The 16544-nt window shown below is 28.6% G+C and carries 22 protein-coding genes; 15 read left to right on the top strand and 7 right to left on the bottom strand.

Translation table 11 applies throughout. The features are described from left to right. Positions 1-117: 117 nt before the first annotated feature. The gene (locus tag H9661_RS11740) at positions 118-1884 is read left to right on the top strand and encodes a PAS domain-containing protein (RefSeq protein WP_191768925.1); all 1767 of its coding nucleotides are present in this window, start codon (positions 118-120) and stop codon (positions 1882-1884) included. A gap of 203 nt (positions 1885-2087) precedes the next feature. Here the strand turns inward: H9661_RS11740 and H9661_RS11735 are convergent, their stop codons facing one another. Then, positions 2088-2498 (bottom strand): hypothetical protein, encoded by a 411-nt coding sequence (locus H9661_RS11735; RefSeq protein WP_191768923.1) that lies wholly within the window; start codon positions 2496-2498, stop codon positions 2088-2090. A gap of 242 nt (positions 2499-2740) precedes the next feature. Here H9661_RS11735 and H9661_RS11730 point away from each other — a divergent pair, with 242 nt between their 5' ends. Together H9661_RS11730 and H9661_RS11725 are read left to right on the top strand one after the other, a co-directional pair. Continuing rightward, positions 2741-2941: a hypothetical protein gene (locus H9661_RS11730; protein ID WP_191768921.1), complete on the top strand. Its 201-nt coding sequence runs from the start codon at positions 2741-2743 to the stop codon at positions 2939-2941. Between the two features lie 162 nt (positions 2942-3103). Beyond that, positions 3104-3268, top strand: coding sequence for a hypothetical protein (locus H9661_RS11725; protein ID WP_191768919.1), 165 nt, complete (start codon positions 3104-3106; stop codon positions 3266-3268). A gap of 81 nt (positions 3269-3349) precedes the next feature. Here the strand turns inward: H9661_RS11725 and H9661_RS11720 are convergent, their stop codons facing one another. Next, a complete protein-coding gene (locus tag H9661_RS11720) occupies positions 3350-3550 on the bottom strand; it encodes a hypothetical protein (RefSeq protein WP_191768917.1) in 201 nt (66 codons plus the stop codon). 242 nt (positions 3551-3792) lie between these two features. Between H9661_RS11720 and H9661_RS11715 the strand changes: the two genes are divergently transcribed. Both H9661_RS11715 and H9661_RS11710 read left to right on the top strand, forming a co-directional pair. Further along, positions 3793-4383 carry a hypothetical protein gene (locus H9661_RS11715; RefSeq protein ID WP_191768915.1) on the top strand — a complete coding sequence of 197 codons (591 nt, stop codon included), beginning with the start codon at positions 3793-3795 and terminating at the stop codon, positions 4381-4383. A gap of 548 nt (positions 4384-4931) precedes the next feature. Then, entirely contained in the window at positions 4932-5102 is a 171-nt protein-coding gene (locus H9661_RS11710) for a hypothetical protein (RefSeq protein ID WP_191768913.1), read from the top strand. 164 nt (positions 5103-5266) lie between these two features. Here the strand turns inward: H9661_RS11710 and H9661_RS20020 are convergent, their stop codons facing one another. From H9661_RS20020 to H9661_RS11695, 3 genes are all read right to left on the bottom strand, one after another. Further along, on the bottom strand, positions 5267-6946 hold the full coding sequence (locus tag H9661_RS20020) for a thiamine pyrophosphate-binding protein (protein WP_191768911.1): 1680 nt from the start codon (positions 6944-6946) through the stop codon (positions 5267-5269). A 363-nt stretch (positions 6947-7309) separates the two neighbouring features. Continuing rightward, on the bottom strand, positions 7310-8296 hold the full coding sequence (locus tag H9661_RS11700) for a polysaccharide deacetylase family protein (RefSeq protein WP_191768909.1): 987 nt from the start codon (positions 8294-8296) through the stop codon (positions 7310-7312). 444 nt (positions 8297-8740) lie between these two features. Continuing rightward, positions 8741-9532, bottom strand: coding sequence for an AAC(3) family N-acetyltransferase (locus H9661_RS11695; RefSeq protein ID WP_143314784.1), 792 nt, complete (start codon positions 9530-9532; stop codon positions 8741-8743). Positions 9533-9848: 316 nt separating this feature from the next. Here H9661_RS11695 and H9661_RS11690 point away from each other — a divergent pair, with 316 nt between their 5' ends. Beyond that, a complete protein-coding gene (locus H9661_RS11690) occupies positions 9849-10238 on the top strand; it encodes a YmaF family protein (RefSeq protein ID WP_143314785.1) in 390 nt (129 codons plus the stop codon). A gap of 143 nt (positions 10239-10381) precedes the next feature. Next, positions 10382-10636, top strand: coding sequence for a phage holin family protein (locus H9661_RS11685; RefSeq protein WP_143314786.1), 255 nt, complete (start codon positions 10382-10384; stop codon positions 10634-10636). Positions 10637-10651: 15 nt separating this feature from the next. Here the strand turns inward: H9661_RS11685 and H9661_RS11680 are convergent, their stop codons facing one another. Continuing rightward, the gene (locus H9661_RS11680) at positions 10652-11110 is read right to left on the bottom strand and encodes an ImmA/IrrE family metallo-endopeptidase (RefSeq protein ID WP_143314787.1); all 459 of its coding nucleotides are present in this window, start codon (positions 11108-11110) and stop codon (positions 10652-10654) included. An 83-nt stretch (positions 11111-11193) separates the two neighbouring features. Further along, positions 11194-11565 carry a helix-turn-helix domain-containing protein gene (locus H9661_RS11675; RefSeq protein WP_143314788.1) on the bottom strand — a complete coding sequence of 124 codons (372 nt, stop codon included), beginning with the start codon at positions 11563-11565 and terminating at the stop codon, positions 11194-11196. A gap of 151 nt (positions 11566-11716) precedes the next feature. Between H9661_RS11675 and H9661_RS11670 the strand changes: the two genes are divergently transcribed. The 8 genes from H9661_RS11670 to H9661_RS11635 all read left to right on the top strand — a co-directional run bounded on the left by H9661_RS11670 (position 11717) and on the right by H9661_RS11635 (position 16523). Then, complete coding sequence (locus H9661_RS11670; protein WP_143314789.1) at positions 11717-11896, top strand: helix-turn-helix domain-containing protein; 180 nt, start codon at positions 11717-11719, stop codon at positions 11894-11896. Between the two features lie 31 nt (positions 11897-11927). Beyond that, entirely contained in the window at positions 11928-12716 is a 789-nt protein-coding gene (locus tag H9661_RS11665; protein ID WP_191768907.1) for a hypothetical protein, read from the top strand. After that, on the top strand, positions 12717-14030 hold the full coding sequence (gene dnaB / locus H9661_RS11660) for a replicative DNA helicase (RefSeq protein WP_191768905.1): 1314 nt from the start codon (positions 12717-12719) through the stop codon (positions 14028-14030). A 1-nt stretch (position 14031) separates the two neighbouring features. Continuing rightward, positions 14032-14415 carry a nitroreductase gene (locus tag H9661_RS11655; RefSeq protein WP_143314792.1) on the top strand — a complete coding sequence of 128 codons (384 nt, stop codon included), beginning with the start codon at positions 14032-14034 and terminating at the stop codon, positions 14413-14415. A 228-nt stretch (positions 14416-14643) separates the two neighbouring features. Continuing rightward, positions 14644-15072, top strand: coding sequence for a chloramphenicol resistance protein (locus H9661_RS11650; RefSeq protein WP_191768903.1), 429 nt, complete (start codon positions 14644-14646; stop codon positions 15070-15072). A 2-nt stretch (positions 15073-15074) separates the two neighbouring features. Continuing rightward, positions 15075-15554, top strand: coding sequence for a hypothetical protein (locus H9661_RS11645; protein ID WP_143314794.1), 480 nt, complete (start codon positions 15075-15077; stop codon positions 15552-15554). A gap of 31 nt (positions 15555-15585) precedes the next feature. Continuing rightward, positions 15586-15930, top strand: coding sequence for a DUF6673 family protein (locus H9661_RS11640; protein ID WP_143314795.1), 345 nt, complete (start codon positions 15586-15588; stop codon positions 15928-15930). After that, entirely contained in the window at positions 15930-16523 is a 594-nt protein-coding gene (locus tag H9661_RS11635; protein ID WP_143314796.1) for a bacteriophage Gp15 family protein, read from the top strand. The genes H9661_RS11640 and H9661_RS11635 overlap by 1 nt, the downstream gene beginning before the upstream one ends. Positions 16524-16544 lie beyond the last annotated feature (21 nt).

Below are 16544 nucleotides of genomic sequence, written 5' to 3'. Positions count from 1 at the left end.
AAACGTAACTTTAGTTACCGATTCATATATAAATAAATGTTATTATATTCATATGATAAGATTTATTAGTTGAAATGGGTAATCAATTAAAGTCTATAAAGAAAGGATGATGTGCATATGAAAAAAGACATAAATTATATTACTATAGATGGTCGTGGAGAACATGAGTCCTTTAGGGATTGCATTACAAAGGCTATTGAAGACCTAAAACGAAATGAAGGAATACATGTAATTAAAGATTTTGAGCCTTTCCCAATGTATAAAATGATGGAGGCAAGAGGCTTTGACAAATATATTGAGAAAATAAGTGATGAAGAGTATCATGTCTATTTCACACCTAAAGCTCAACTTGAAAAAATTAAAATGGGTGAATACTTGAAGGTAGATGAAACAAAAATCAAAAATATTATGGATATTAAGCTAAGTTACCTAAAGGGAGAAATCTCTTTAGAAGAGGCAAAATTGAAAATGAAAACTTCCGTTGACAAGGTAACAGCACAAGAATTTGCTATATGCGAACAATATCTTCAGAAGTATGGAATTACAGATGATGAATTAGCACAAAGAATGAACGAAATCCTTGAAATTTTTGAGGGTATACTTGTAAGTGATAAGATTCAGCTGCCTTCAGGACATCCAATTAGAACTTATCTTGATGAGATTGAAGCTATAAGAGAAGTACTTAAAGAAATGAAGGAACTGTTACAAGGTAAGTTTATTAAGAATAGATGGTCTGAGCTTTACGATAAATTAGGACAGATAAATGTTCATTTTTCAAGAAAGCAAAACCAATTGTTTTCTGCATTGGAGAGCAAGGGGTTTGATAAGCCTTCAAAGGTCATGTGGACTTTAGATAATAACGTAAGAGACATTATTAAAAAAGCTAAGGATTATTTGCAGGCTGACCAGGATCAAGAATTTTTAAAGCTTCAAGAAGAAGTCCTTGAGATGGTAGAAGATATGATGGTAAAAGAGGAGGAAGTACTATTACCGACTGCTTTGGATTTACTAACCCAAGAGGACTTTGTAAAAATGAGAAAATCTGATGACGAAATTGGTTATTGTTTAATTCAAAACCCACCAACTTATGGAAATGAGAAGGAAGCTGGAGTGGCTTCAGAATCTAACAATGAATTGCTTAAGGATTTGGCAAAAGTGCTTCAAAAACATGGCATACTTTCTGCTCCTTCAAAAAATGAAGTATTGGATGTGAGTCAGGGAAAACTGACCATTGAACAGATTAATCTTATATTTAAGCATTTACAAGTGGATTTATCTTACGTGGATGAAAATGATATAGTGAAGTTTTATAGTGATACTAAGCACAGAGTATTCCCAAGAAGTGCAGGAGTTATTGGAAGAGAAGTTCAAAACTGCCATCCAAGAGAAAGCGTTGATACTGTTGAAGAAATTATCAGAGCATTTAGAGCAGGAGAGCATGATGAAGCCGAATTTTGGCTGGAAATGGGCGGAAAATTCATATATATCATCTATAATGCAGTAAGAGACGAAGAAGGAAACTTTAGAGGCGTTTTGGAAATGATGCAGGATGTTACACACATTAGAAGCCTTACAGGAAATCAAAGGCTATTGTCCTGGGGCAATAAAAAGGAAGAAGATAAGCCTGCTAAGGATTCAGGTGCAGAAGTTAAAAATGAGTATGGAATTACAAAGAATACCATAATAGGGGATATAGTAAAAGATTATCCCTTTATAAAAGATTTTTTAGTTGATTTATCTCCTAAATTCAGCAAGTTGAAAAATTCTTTATTGTTCAAAACTATGGCTTCCATGGCTACAATAGAAATGATCAGTGCTAGAGGAGGCTTTGAGGTTAATGAGTTGATAAATAAAATTGTGGGAGAAATTCAAGCCCAAAAGTAAAAGCTGTAATTTACGTGACAGGATGCATTAATTTCATAAATAATTAAGGAAGGAGAATCGCCAGATGATGGGTGTTTTTCTTCTTTTATTTATTTCATAAATAGCAAATTAATATTAGCTTTTACTATTGGAAGTGCAAAAATTTTTCTTTGATATTTAAGTGTATTAGCTTTATTATTTAGCTAAATAGAATTTGCATGTAGTTAAAAAGTAAATATTTTCAAATCTATAGTTTCAGAATTTTCGTCTAAAGATATATTTACTGTTACTGAATCTGATTCTATTATATTTGTGCTTTGCCCTTCTCCAGATACTTTATGTTCAAATGTTTTGGTATTAACTGAATCCCCTAAATCTATATCTCCACTTCCATGATTTGTGTTTGTTTTATAAGAATATTTTAAATTCTTATGAGCTTTTAAATCTGATAAATCACCCTTATAGGTAAAAGTTAATGCTCTTTCATCTTTAATTCCATTTAATGATTCAGTGAATTGTACTTGCCAATTTGAATTCTTACCTTCATATTTATATTCTTTTTTGTTATTGTTTTGTGATGAACACCCTGTAATAATCAATAAAAATAATATTAATATTATTTTCGTTTTTCTCATTTCTTCACCATCCTATTTTTTGTAAATTTCTTATTATCAACATATTATCATAATTACACCAAAAAAGTAATGTTTTGAGAAGCTGTATCCAGAATATTATTAGGGATAATAATAGTTTTAAAGTTGAATCTATTCTTTACACAATTTTAATGTATAATAAAGCAAGTAATGTATAATAATTGATAGAGCGTATTGTTAATTTATATTTTTGATCTTACAAAGATTAGTGAAAGGACGATGTTATGATTAATAAAAATCTTAATAACAAGCTTATTAATATAATTGTTTTTATTTTATTCATTATAGTAATATGTATGGGGACAATTTCTGTTATTGCATGGAAAAGGACAAATGATTTGATTTTTATTATATCTGGACTTGTTAGTATTTTAGGTATTTTATTTAATATCTACCTTTTATCAAGAGTAAAATCAAAAAAATAGGCAGTGATATTTTTCGTGAAAGAAGGAGGATAATATATGACTGATGAAGTGTTTGTAAAAAAGTGGTCTACAATAATTGAAAAAGGATATAAAAATTATATAATACCTAGGGTTATTTTAGGGGCTAGTTTAGGAGCATTTTGAGGAGTGTTAACTACATGGGTGTCATATATAACCTGGAATAAGGGTGCATTTAATTCTATAATGCGTTATATTGGCGCTGCTTCTATTGGCACAGTTATAGGTGTAATAATAGCAAGTAATTCTTTATGGAGAACTAATGAAAAAAGATATTTTAAATTTATGTCAAAGAATCAGAAGTTATAATTAGATAGATACATCATATTAACTAACAGAAACAATATTGTACAGGAAAATAGTCTTATCTAGATGTAATACTTACTCATCTTAATATGACAGATCCCATGGGACTGTCGCAGAACCATCTGCAAAAAAGGCTGTGTCATTCCCTTCTTTAGATTCACCAAATATAGGATCAATTTGAGTGAGGGGTTCTACTACTGTGTTTGTTGTTTCTGCAAGTGCTGAAACAGGTGTTGCCAAAGTAACTGCCACCATACCTAAAGCTATTAATTTCTCGAATTTCATTGCTTGTGCTCCTAAATCTGTATTTGAGTTCAGATTACACTATATGGTAGTAAAGCGCTCAAGTTTTTGTATAATTTTAAATTAATTGAAATAATTCCGAAGAATATTAAAAGTATGGCTTGCTTTTGATATTATTTTTTCAATTTATAACTTTAAAATTATGTGGTTGATATATTTTACAATTAGTGACGTAATATATATATAATAACAGATAAGGATAATTGAGGGGGACTGCGAGCAAAATGAATATTGAAAGCAAAATAGAAAACACAATTGTAAACGAAGTTTTTAAATTATTTACACAAGACAAATTTCAAGAAGGTAAAATGATATTAAAAAAAATATATTTGCAAAGCTATAGTCATATAAAAAGTTTAAGGGTTAGACGCTTGCTCATTCATAACCTAGCTTGGGTTGAAGATGAATTGGGGGAAGTTGAAAGTTCTAAAATACATATTAAGATGATTAAAGATGAATTAGAAAATGATCCTGATTATATAAATAAAAATATATCTGATTATTGCTTAATTTTAAATCTTTATTGTGAGATATTTAAGGATGAAATCAATATTAATGAGTATAAAGAAATTAATCTTTTTATATCTAACTATCATCATGAAAATGGAAGTTTAGGTCGAGAATATGTTGCATTAGCTAATGTGTATTTAATAGACAAGAAATGGGATAATATAATTTCATTGGTTTTAAAATTAAAAAAATATAATGTAAATAAATATTTTATAGATGGAATGCTAGAAGCATTAGGGAAACATAATGTATATGCTTTTCATAAAGCATATCATTTATTGAATGGAGGTGAGGTTTATGTTTAATTTTTTATTTAATTTTACTACTCTAATAAAAGACATGTGGGGATAAAAAATAAAATCACATGCTTGGTAGTCAAGGGAGCTGTCGCACTAATTAATTAGTGCGACAGCTTCTTTATTTCGCTTAAAATAATTTTTACACATTTTTATGATATCTGCCAAAGTAAATCTTACTTTCATGATATAAGAGAACTATCGTTACATAAATCTTTATAATTTTTTTTAGTTACATATGCATGTATTAAATTATGTAACATATACATATATTGAATTAGATTAATTTAATATTTAAAATTAAGGAGATAAAAAATGAAGCTATTGAAGTTTTAATTGTTGTTGATGTAGCAGGAGCTACAACAGACTCATCAAATTTTGGACAAAAGTATGTATATCTAGTAGATAATACAGGATATATAGGTGGTTCAGGAGAAGGTCAGTGTGAACTTTGTACTAAATGTCAAGCTGAACAAATTATTCATTGGAGAGTTGCTCCTATTTCTGCTGATGACAATATATCTATTTCTGGATTTACTAGTTGTGGTTCTAGTCAAATGGTGCCTAACATTTGTAATCCTAGACAAGAGGGAAGTGGAAGTGAAATATACTGGAGAGGCGTAGTAGACCCAAATGCTCAATCAGGTAGTTACCAATATTCAGTTAACCTTATCTTAAATGATAATCCTACACCATTTACTTTTGACCCATTTATTATAGTTTCTTAGTGACATAAATATTACTTTAGTAAAATCAATAAAGGCATATACTTTTTTAAGTATATGCCTTTATTTTACATTCTTTTCTATTAAGCTATTTTATTTAAGGAATGTAATTCAAGAAGTGGTCACTTACTTCGTAGTCATCTCTAGAAAATTCGGCAGAGATATTTTTATTTTCCAAATAGCATCCCGAATTTTTCCAAGATTTTAGGTTTATCATCATAAGACATGATTACTTCAATAAATCTTAGCTTATCTGAATTATGGGCAGCATCATTTAAAGCTTCTTCAAGTTCAGTTTCACTTTCAACCTTAAATGAAATAAAATTTCCTTCATGAGTTAAAATGCTAGGTAATTTATGATATTGCCAAATTCCAATATCATTATAAGGTTGATATTTTCCATGAATTGCTCTTTCAATAGTATAACCATTGTTATTGATGAGAAAAATAATGGGGGTTATATTCTGTCGTAGTATGGTTGATAATTCTTGAGCAGTCATTTGGAAAGAACCATCACCAATTATTAAAATATTTCGTCGAGTTCTATCTGCAAGTTGTGTTCCCAAGAGTGAAGGAAGAGTATAACCTATGGATGCCCATAAAGGTTGACCAACAAAGGTTGCTTTATTTGGGATAGGCATTATAGAAGCGCCACAAAAAGCAGTACCTTGATCAGCAAGTATAACATCTCCTTCTTGTAAAAAACCACATATATATTGCCAAAAACGTTTTTGTGTTAACTTTTCATTTGATTTGGATATAAATCTTGAAGTGAATGAAGAAGCATTAGAGAGATTAGGACTAATGTCTAATTCTTCAGTAGGTCTGTGATGTAATAATAAGGTTAACTGATTAAGAACATCTTTCATAAAAATAGAATTATAATGCTTATCTTCAACCTTTGCAGTATAAGGATGAATTTCTATAACTTGATTATCAGAAAAACCTTGAGAAAATCTACCTGTAATAGTGTCTATTAATTTTACTCCTATACTGATAATGCAATCAGATTCATCAACTCTTTTTCTTACATAAGGAGAACTTAAAGTTCCACTATAAACTCCAATAAATTGAGGATGTGTTTCAGGAAAAACTCCTTTTCCCATACTTAAAGATGCAACGGGAAAACCTGTTTTTTCAGCTAAGTCATATAAAGTTTGTTGAATTTCATAACGATTTACTTCAAAGTCAGTTAAAATAATTGGTTTTTTAGATTTATCAATCTTTGTAATAGCATCATGAAGGAATTGTTTCAATATTTTTTCATTTCCCTTGGTCGATTCAGCTAATAAAGTTAATAAAGATTTTTTAGGCTTATTAATAGGTTTATCACATATATCAATTGGTAAATTAATATGAACGGGACGTTTTTCTTTTAAACAAACTAATAAAATATGATCAATTTCTTGGTCAGCATTTTCTTGTGTTAAAAATGTTTGCGCAACAGTTACTTCCTTAAACATATTTATAAAGTGTTGAAAATTTCCATCTCCTAATGAATGATGAACGTACAAGCCCTTTTCCATCACTATTGTAGATGGTGTACCAGTAATTTCTACTACAGGTACATATTCTGCATAAGAACCTGCAATACCATTAATTGCACTTAATTCTCCAACACCATAGGTTGTAATAAGTGCTGATATTCCATTTATTCTAGCATACCCATCTGCTGCATAGGCTGCATTAAGTTCATTACAATTTCCAATCCACTCTAGTCCATCATGAGCAATAACATGGTCTAAAAATGAAAGATTATAATCACCTGGAACGCCAAATATATGGCTAACGCCTAATTCATAAAGTCTATCTAATAAGTATTTGCTTACTGTATATTGATTATTCACACAAAACACCTTCTTATATTACTAGAAATATATCTTATATTTTATAATTAAGTTTTCACTAACTTTGAATTTATACATAATTTTATAGCTTCACTAATAGGAAGCTGTAATCTATCATCTAATCCATTTTATATCTAATTGTCGTTAATTATGCTATCATTATTTACAAAAAGTGTAAATTGTATTTTTGCCTAAATTTATATATTTTTTCGCTAGTGCTTAATTATGAGCAAATACAAATTATTAAATAAGAGTAATAAATAACATAATACAAAAAGTTAAGTAATTAATTGAGATGCAGTAAACATTTCAAATACAAAGAAGCTATCTTTACTTTATTAAGATAGCTTCTTATAATTATAACTATTTAATTGTTTTAAATTCAAAACCTCTTTCTTTAAACATATCTATTATTGATTGCAATGATTTAACGGTTTCTTCTTTTCCATAAGTATCATGCATTAAAAATACAACACTATCTGCATTAGGACCTAAAGCATTGAGAGTTTGTTTACTTATGTCTAATAATTCTTTTGCTGTTTTATTTGGCTTTCCTTCAGCATCTTTTGATAAAGCATCCCAATCTATGCTAGCATAGCCTTTTTCATCAAGGATAGGTCTTATTTCTGTTCTTCCATCCCAAGACCAATATCCACCTGGAAATCTTATGACTCTTGTTGTAAAATCTTTACCTAGTATGCTTTTTAAAGTTTTATCACACTTGTCCACATCTCCAATAAAATTAGTAGGACTTATTACTCTATTAGGATATAAATAATGAGTATTATGACTATAGGTATGATTACCTATAGCATGTCCTTCTTTAACGGTTCTCTTTAATAGTTCCTTTGATTCTTCTGAACTTTCTGCATTTTTTCCCATTATCATAAATGTAGCTTTTATTCCATTCTCTTTTAATATGTCTAATACTTTAGGTGTATTAGTTGTAGATGGGCCATCATCAAAAGTTAAATAAGCAATTTTCTTTCCATCTGTACGTACTGGATACTTTATTTGATTTTTATTTAATTTATTTGTAATATTAGATATTGTAATAGCATCCTCAGCATTTGGATCCTTTTCTAATGGAATATATCCACTATTATCTAAATCAGAATTATCTGTTTTATCTTCTGTATTAGGCTCATTTGTCACTATAGAATCTTCTACAACTTCTGCCTTGGTATAAAGTTTTTCTTGATCGCTTTCAAACTTTATCTTTGCTGCAACTCCACAAACAATAATAACTATTATAATTGTTATACCTAAAATAATTCTTTTTTTAGCATTTCTTTTATATCTTTCTCTTCTTTGATTCATAACACTTTTTCTTATTTTCTGTTGTCTCATATATATAATGCCTTTCTATTTATAATATTATCTACCAATTATTGTACTATTTTGTAGATATATATTCAAGAAGTATATATTTTAAGTTTATAAAGAAAAAGGTAGGATTCGTGTATAACAAACATGAATTCTATCTTTTAAAATTAAGTATGGTATATCAAAACGTATTTCTTAAAATTTTACTATGGTTAGGGTTTATTTTTCTTGTAATATCAATTTTTTTACAAAAAAAATAAGAAAGAAACAACTGAAAGAATTGGATAACATATTCTAATTATATAAGGAGTGAATATGGACAAAAGAATAAGAATATTGGTGATACTTAACTATATTAGTTGTTCTAATAACTAAAAATATGGGTATCTGTATCAATGGAACAGAGACTGAAATTATATTATGTTTCTCTGCTAAAAGAAAAATGAAATAAAACATATCTTGAATGTATTAAGGTCTGTTCTGTTCCATCCATTGAACAGCCCAATCTATCAAGGGTCTTTGTTTCATAAACCTTACATCTGCATTACCAACCTTATTAACTTTAATGTTCATTTCTTTATCATATTCAGCTCCAAGTTTAATGAAATCACGATCATCTACTGCCTGAGTTTTATATGTTACCCATTTTCTAATCCCATTAACTAAAATAGCGCTACTTTCATCTACAAATTTTTTGCTTGAAAAGTTTGCTTTGGCTTCTGCTAAATGAAGAGAAGTATTTTTATCATAGCCTACGCCAATTAATAGTACATATCCATCTAGCTCATATAATTTATCTAAGGGTGAGCCTTTTCCAAAAATATTACTTAAATCATGTGTAGATGTAATATATTCAGCATGCTTGCCGATTGAAGCAATTGACCTAGCTGGATGTTCTGTTCGTTTAGCACCTGGCCATTTTCTGAACATTTCTGCAACAATGCCCATACCTATAGCAGGAGTAATTTCCTTATCATAAGCGGGCCAGTTTTCTCGAATTATAGGCCAATATTTTTCAGGAACTTCCCAATGAACTCCGCTAGATGGATCTAAGTTTTTCCAGGTTTGCGAAGGCATAATTAAAGTTCCTTCATCTCCAACAATTTCTAGAAGTGCTCTTATTAAAGTTTCAGCACCTCCAACAACAAAGCCTAATTTACTTAAAGAAGTATGAACAAATATAGTTTGTCCTTGAGATAGCCCGCAATTTTTAAATTGATTAATTAAATCTTCTTTGGTTAGTATTGATATTTCCTCCATTTTAAAACCTCCTAAATAGAAATAGAGTTTAAATCTTAAATATTAGTCTATTTACATAATAAGTTATTTAAATTTAAAATACAAATATTACCTTTTGAGTTTTTGTAGTACAAACATTTCCGAAAAAACCTAAACAGATATATAAGATAGTTGGATACAGGCATAATATATTTTAATTTTACTTCACCATATATATGTTAATATTCTAAAGAATATGCTGGTAAAATGCTGGGTGAGGGAGTGTAGGAATATAATTCACATAATTTATTTTAGAAACATAGTATGTATTATATTAAACTATTTGGAGGAAGTTCTAATGGGCTATAAAGAAAATCAATATGAACATTGTTCTAAAGATAAAAATAAATGCTTAATCCCAAATCATAATCATGAATTCCTATCAAGTACAGATTATGCTAGAGACGATGAAGGAGAAATCCACAATCATCGTATTGCTGGAGTAACTGGACCTGCAATTAGATTTGGTAATTCTCATGTTCACAAAGTAGAAGCCTTTACAGATACTTTTGGCGATCATTTTCATAGAATATCAGATACTACTGGGCCTGCAATTTTTCTTCCAGGAGGAAAACACATTCATTTATTAGAAGGAGAAACATCTTTCAATGATGGACATGATCATGATTATTTCTTTGCTACACTAATTGAGAATCCTAGTGAAGTACCAGAGAGTAAAAAGTGTTAAGAATTATATTATGGAGTAAGAATTTTCTTACTCCTTTTCATATTAATAAATTAGAAAAATAGCTATGAAAAATAAACATATTTATGGAAGTATATAAATAATTATAAGTATACCCAAATTTCAAGTGGATAGGGGTGATAAGCATGGATTTTTTAAGTTTAATTAAAGATAATTTATTGGAGCTTATTCCGGCAGTGTACATTTTAGGGCTAATATTAAAAGGTACAGAGAAAGTACCTGATAAATATATACCTGTCATTCTCCTACCAATAGGAATCGTAGGTGCTTTTGCATTTGCTGGCATAAGTGCGCAATCAGTTGTACAAGGGATATTAATTACTGGAGCTGCTGTTTATGTTAATCAACTTTTCAAACAGGTTAAGAAAAATGAAAATTAAAAAAATTGCTATAATCTATAGCAATTTTAATATTCCTAGGTTAGGCTCAAAAAAAATAATATAGTTATTTAATTTTACATGAGTACCATATCTTCTTTTATAATATTCTAAAGTTAAGTCAAGAAAGTGAGGTGTAACATCTAAATAGTTGGCTAAATCACTTTTATTTGTTATTCCATCTTTGAAAGCTGATGTTAAGTGTGACAATGTAATTAATTTTTCACAAGCCCACCTTCTTGCTATTGATTCTTTCTTTTTAGAAAGTATAGAATTATCTAAAATATCTCCTGTACTAGTATAGAAGTGTCCAAGCTCTTCGGCGAGGATACATTTTTTTTCTGTATTTGTTTCAATTTTGTTATCTATAGCTATTACTCCATCAGAATAATATCCTTTAGCTTTTCCTTTAAATGAAACTTCCAATATATCTACGTTGTCATTTGTAGCTTTAGCAATTAATTCGTCGTATTCCATACATATCCTCCTATGAAAGTATATTCATTTATATGAATAGTATAACATAAAATACGAACAAATGTTCTAAAAATTAAAATATTTTATTTTTTCTTTTTTGAAATTACATACCTTATAAAGTTTTCTATGTCCTCTAGATCATCTTCTGTAAACTCTTCACCTTCAAAATGGGCAGCAAGAGTATTTATATTATTTTCTTTTACTAATTTATTTATTTTGTCCATTGGCTTAATGGTGTTATTGTAATTTCTTATTTCTGATTTACCTAGAAGATAATCCAAGGATATGTTGAAGTAATTTGCTATTTTAATTTTTATTTCATCATTAGGAGTACTATTACCATTCTCGTACATAGAGATTGTGGTTTTTCCAACTCCTAAAATTTTACCCAAGTCAGATTGAGTCATATTATTTTCTTTTCTTAGCTCTTTCAATCTATCTGATAAAGCAATCATATTTACTCTCCTTTTAAATACATGTTCAATAACATTGTACTTAATATTGAAAAATATTAAAAGATAAATTTAAAAATCTATATTGACGGTTCAAGTAATTTGGACTAATATAATGAATATAAGTTCAAGTAATTTGGATAGGGGTGAGAAAATGTTAAAAAAATTAAGATTAAGAAATGGCTATACTATTGCTGAAATAGCTAAGTTACTAGGTTATAAGAGCAAAAGTGGATATTGGGCATTAGAAAATGGTAAAGTTGAACTTACTATGTCTAAAATAAAAAAACTTTCCAAGATATATGGAGTAGAGATGAAAATTTTTTTTGAATAGTAAGTTCAAGAAGCTTGAAAGAGGTGTTAAGATGAAAAATGCAATAAGTGGGTTTAATCAAGTGAAGCTTATAGAGTTTGGATTAGATTTAAAATATGCGTTACTTTTACGATATTTTGTTGATTTTAGGGATACTAAAAGTATGACTATGATTATAGTTAATAATGAACCATACTATTGGTTAAGTTACAAGCATATGAAAGAGAATATTCCTATAATTGGAATAAAGAGCAATGACGCTTTAAGAAGAAGACTAAAAAAACTTGAAGAGTGTAAGATCCTTGGACATTATCATAAGCTTCAAGGTGGAAGTTATTCTTATTATTGTCTTGGAGAAAATTATCCTTTGTTAATGTTAGATAATACTGAAAAGAAAAAAGATTATAATAACTATAATTCAGAGATTAAAGCAGAGAAAGGTTCAGACTTAAAAGTAGGATTCCTTGAGAAAAAAAGTTGCACTCCTCCTACTGAAAATAAGGAACAAAATAATCTTTCTACTATAAATAATAAGTTTAAATATAATAAATATGATATAGAGGAAATATGGGGATTATATCCGAATAAAAAGGGAAAGGCAGAATCTATAAAGAAAATCCCCAAGATATTAAAGAAGATATCAAAGGAAGAGCTTATAGGATGCATTATGAATTACAAAGGGGAAGTGAAGTATAAGGATAAAAAATATGTTTTAAACGGATCTACTTTTTTTAATGGGAGATATGAAGATTATCTTGAAGAAGAAAGTGAAAATTTAAGCCTGGTGAGTAGTGGAGAAGACAATATTTCATTTAGCATAAATCTGGAGGAGGATATGTAAATGAGTGAATTAAGAAAATTGCCTTATTCTACTGATGCTGAAGAAGCTGTTTTAGGATGCATTATCAATAATATAGACAAGCTATTATTTGTTGGAGATGTTTTAGATATAGAAGATTTTTATTGGGAGAAAAATAAGTTAATATTTAAAATAATTAAAAAATTGTATGAGAAAAATATTAACGTAGATTTAATTACATTACTTGAAGAAATAAAGGCTAGTGGAGATGTAGAAGTCTGTGGGGGGATAAGTTATATAACTAAATTAAGTGTTGATGGAGCATTTAATAACAATATCAATGATTACATTAGGATTATAAAGGATAAAGCTAATAGAAGAAAACTTATCAATGTGGGTAAAGAAATAGTATTGAAGAGTTATGAAGAATGTGAAGTTAATGAGGTTATTAATGAAGCTGAGGATTTATTACATAAAATATCTAATAACAAGAATTTGGAGAATATAGAACCTGTTAAAGTAGTTTTAAAGGAAGCTTTAAACAAAATAAAGGAAACATGCACCTTGGAAGATGATATCTTAGGAAATTCAACAGGTTTTTTAGAAATAGATGAAACAATATCTGGTCTTCAGAAAGGAGATTTTATAGTTATAGCAGCTAGACCATCCATGGGGAAAACTGCATTTGCTTTAAATATAGGGCAATATGCTTCAAAAAAAGCATCTGTTTTAATATTTTCTATTGAGATGACTAAAAAACAACTTATGGAAAGATTGTTATCTTCTAAGTGTTTAATACAATTTAACAATATTAAAAATGGAAATCTAAATGATGAGGAAATTTCAAAGTTAGTTTTGTCTACTAATGATTTAGAAAATAGAAAGGTTTTTATAGATGATAAAACAACGAATCTTTTAGAAATGAAAGCTAAGTGTAGATATTTAAAGATTAAGGAAGGATTAGATATTGTAATTATAGATTATCTTCAATTAGTGGAAGGAATGGAAAAGAGCTACTCTAGAGAGCAGGAGATAGCCAAAATATCTAGAGAATTAAAAAAACTGGCAAAGAATTTAGATGTAACAGTAATAGTATTATCACAATTATCAAGAGCAGCTGAACAAAGAAATGACCATAGACCAATTCTTTCTGATCTTAGGGAATCAGGCTCTATTGAGCAAGATGCAGATATAATAATGATGCTTTATAGAGATGAGTATTACAATAAAAATTCCAAGGATAAGAATATAGCTGAAATTATTATAGGTAAAAATAGAAATGGTGAAGTAAGGACAGTAAAACTTGGATGGATTGGGAAGTATCAAAGATTTGCACCATTAGTTAGGAGGAGTTAAAATGAATATAAATAAAGAAGAATATAAGGAATTAAGAAAAAAAGCAGAAATGAAACTTAGAGATTATCCTTACTATTTAATATCATTAGAAAATCCAGGCTTTAAAGGAGCTACAAAATGGGGGGAAGTATCAGGTCGAATAAATAGTTTCAATAGTACAGTTGAGAATTCTGTTTTGGATTTAGATTATATGAAAGGTGTAGTAAATGTAATTGATTGTGTTATGGAAAGATTAGATTCTAGTAGTAAGAGAATTATAGAGACTGCCTATTTTAGAGATGATATATTAAGAGAAGAAGTACAAGCAGAACTTATGATAGATAGAAATAGGTATTATAGATTAAAGAAAAAAGCATTAGAGAAATTTATGATAGTATTTAGATAATTTTTTGAGAAATAATTAGTGACAATTTTATGTACAAATTTATGTACATAAATGATACGATTTTATATACCAATGGGAAAATACATGTTAGAATTTATGTATGGTGAAAAACTGTACAGAGAGCCATGACAAAGCACAAGCTAAATGAAGCTTGTGCTTTTTATATGAAAAAAGGTACCTTATAAAAGTTCATAAAAGATTTTAACCCTAAAAGGGGGTGAAAGCTAAGTGACAATAATAGAAAGTTTAAGATTATTGATAAAGGATTGTCCCTATTTACAAGAATTTAATAAGGGAATTAATAATGAGAATAAAGATAATACTTCTTGTTTATATGAATTAGAAGAAATACCTACTGAGCCTATTTTAAAGAAATACGTGAATGGAGACAGTATAAATCAATATGAATTTATGTTTATAACTAAAGAAGCTTATGAAAAAGAAGTAATTAAGAACTTAATTGAAAGTGAGTTTGACAAGCATCTTATTTCTTGGCTTCGTAAGATAGTAAATAATAAAAATTTACTAGAACTAGATAGTAATAGACAAATACAAAATATAGAAGCAAGCTTAACAGCTGAAGCTTTGAAAAAAGAGAATTTAAAAGAACAATATCAAATTAAATTTAGATTAACTTATTATGATGGAGGAAGATAATTATGGCAAATGAAACAATTCAAAGACATCAATTAGCAGATTATTTAATGGTAGGAGGAACTTATGAACTTATGGGTGCAGGGTTTAGCACATTAGATGAAAACCCAACAGCTCAAGTTGATACAAAGACTTATGTTAATGATAAGTCAAGCACAAGTGTAATAAAAGGATATCAAACTCAGTTTGCTTATACTTCAGATTTAATTAAATCTGAAAAAGCAATAATGGCTTTATATGAAGTTGGTAGAAATCAATTAACTGGAGCAGATGCACAGTTTGATTATATTAGAGTAGAACTATTTAATCCTGTAGTAGGTAAAGAAAATACATTTAAAGCAAGAAAGTTTAAAGTTACATGTGAAGTAGCAAGTTTTGCAGGAGCAGGTGGAGAAACTGTAGTTGTAAGTGGTAATCTTTATGCAATTGGTAAAATTGTAGAAGGTGAATTTAACACAGTGACTAAGGCATTTACCGAAGCTTAATTTTAAATTTAAAAAAATAGGAGAGATGATTATGGTTATTAATGGAGTTGAACTTGAGGAATTAGATATATTTGATGCAAATACAATGGAAAGATATGAAAAAGCTATGGACAAAGTGGTTAAAAGTACACAAGAATATAAGGAGTTAAAAGGTTCAGAAATAGTTAGAAAAGAATGTGAAGTTATTTTTAAGTGTTTTAATGAATTATTTGGTGAAGGTACAGATAAAAAGATATTTGGAGATAAAATAAATATCATAACTTGTCTTAAAGCATTTGAAGAATTAGTTGAACAAATTAATTCTAAGCAAGATGAATTGGAAAAGTTAACTTCAAAGTATTCACCTAATAGAGCTAAACGTAGAAGTAAAAAATAATGAATATTTTAATTGATTTGCTACCTGAAGAAGTAACTATAGATGGGGTTAATTATAAAATTAACTCGGATTTTCGTACCTCTATGTTATTTGAAATGATGATGCAAGATAATGAAATAGATGAAAGTGATAAACTGATAAGAACTATTGATTTATATTATCCTGTTATTCCCGAGAATATTGAACAAGCTATAGAAAAAGCATTATGGTTTTACAGATGTGGAAAAAGTATTCAAAATGGTAAAAGAGATAATAATGGCAAGAGCGAGCAAATTTATTCTTTTGAATATGATGATGAGTATATATATTCAGCATTTCTAGATCAATATGGATTTGACTTACAAGATACTCAAAACCTGCATTGGTGGAAGTTTAAAGCTATGTTTAAATCTTTAAAGGAAGATAATGAAATAGTGAAAATTATGGGATATAGAGCTATGACTATTTCAAATAATATGTCAAAGGAGCAAAAAGATTTTTATAGGAGTATGAAAAGGCTCCATGAAATACCAAAATCTAAATCAGAGCAAGAGAAAATAAATGATATAGAAAAAGCTTTATTAGGAGATGGAGACTTAACTAAGATTTTATAATATGAAAAGATAGCAATTAAG

The organism is Clostridium cibarium, from assembly GCF_014836335.1.
Lineage (GTDB): Bacteria > Bacillota > Clostridia > Clostridiales > Clostridiaceae > Clostridium > Clostridium cibarium.
Note: the sequence above shows the minus strand (reverse complement) of the source record. Positions and strands in the feature narration are given on the sequence as shown.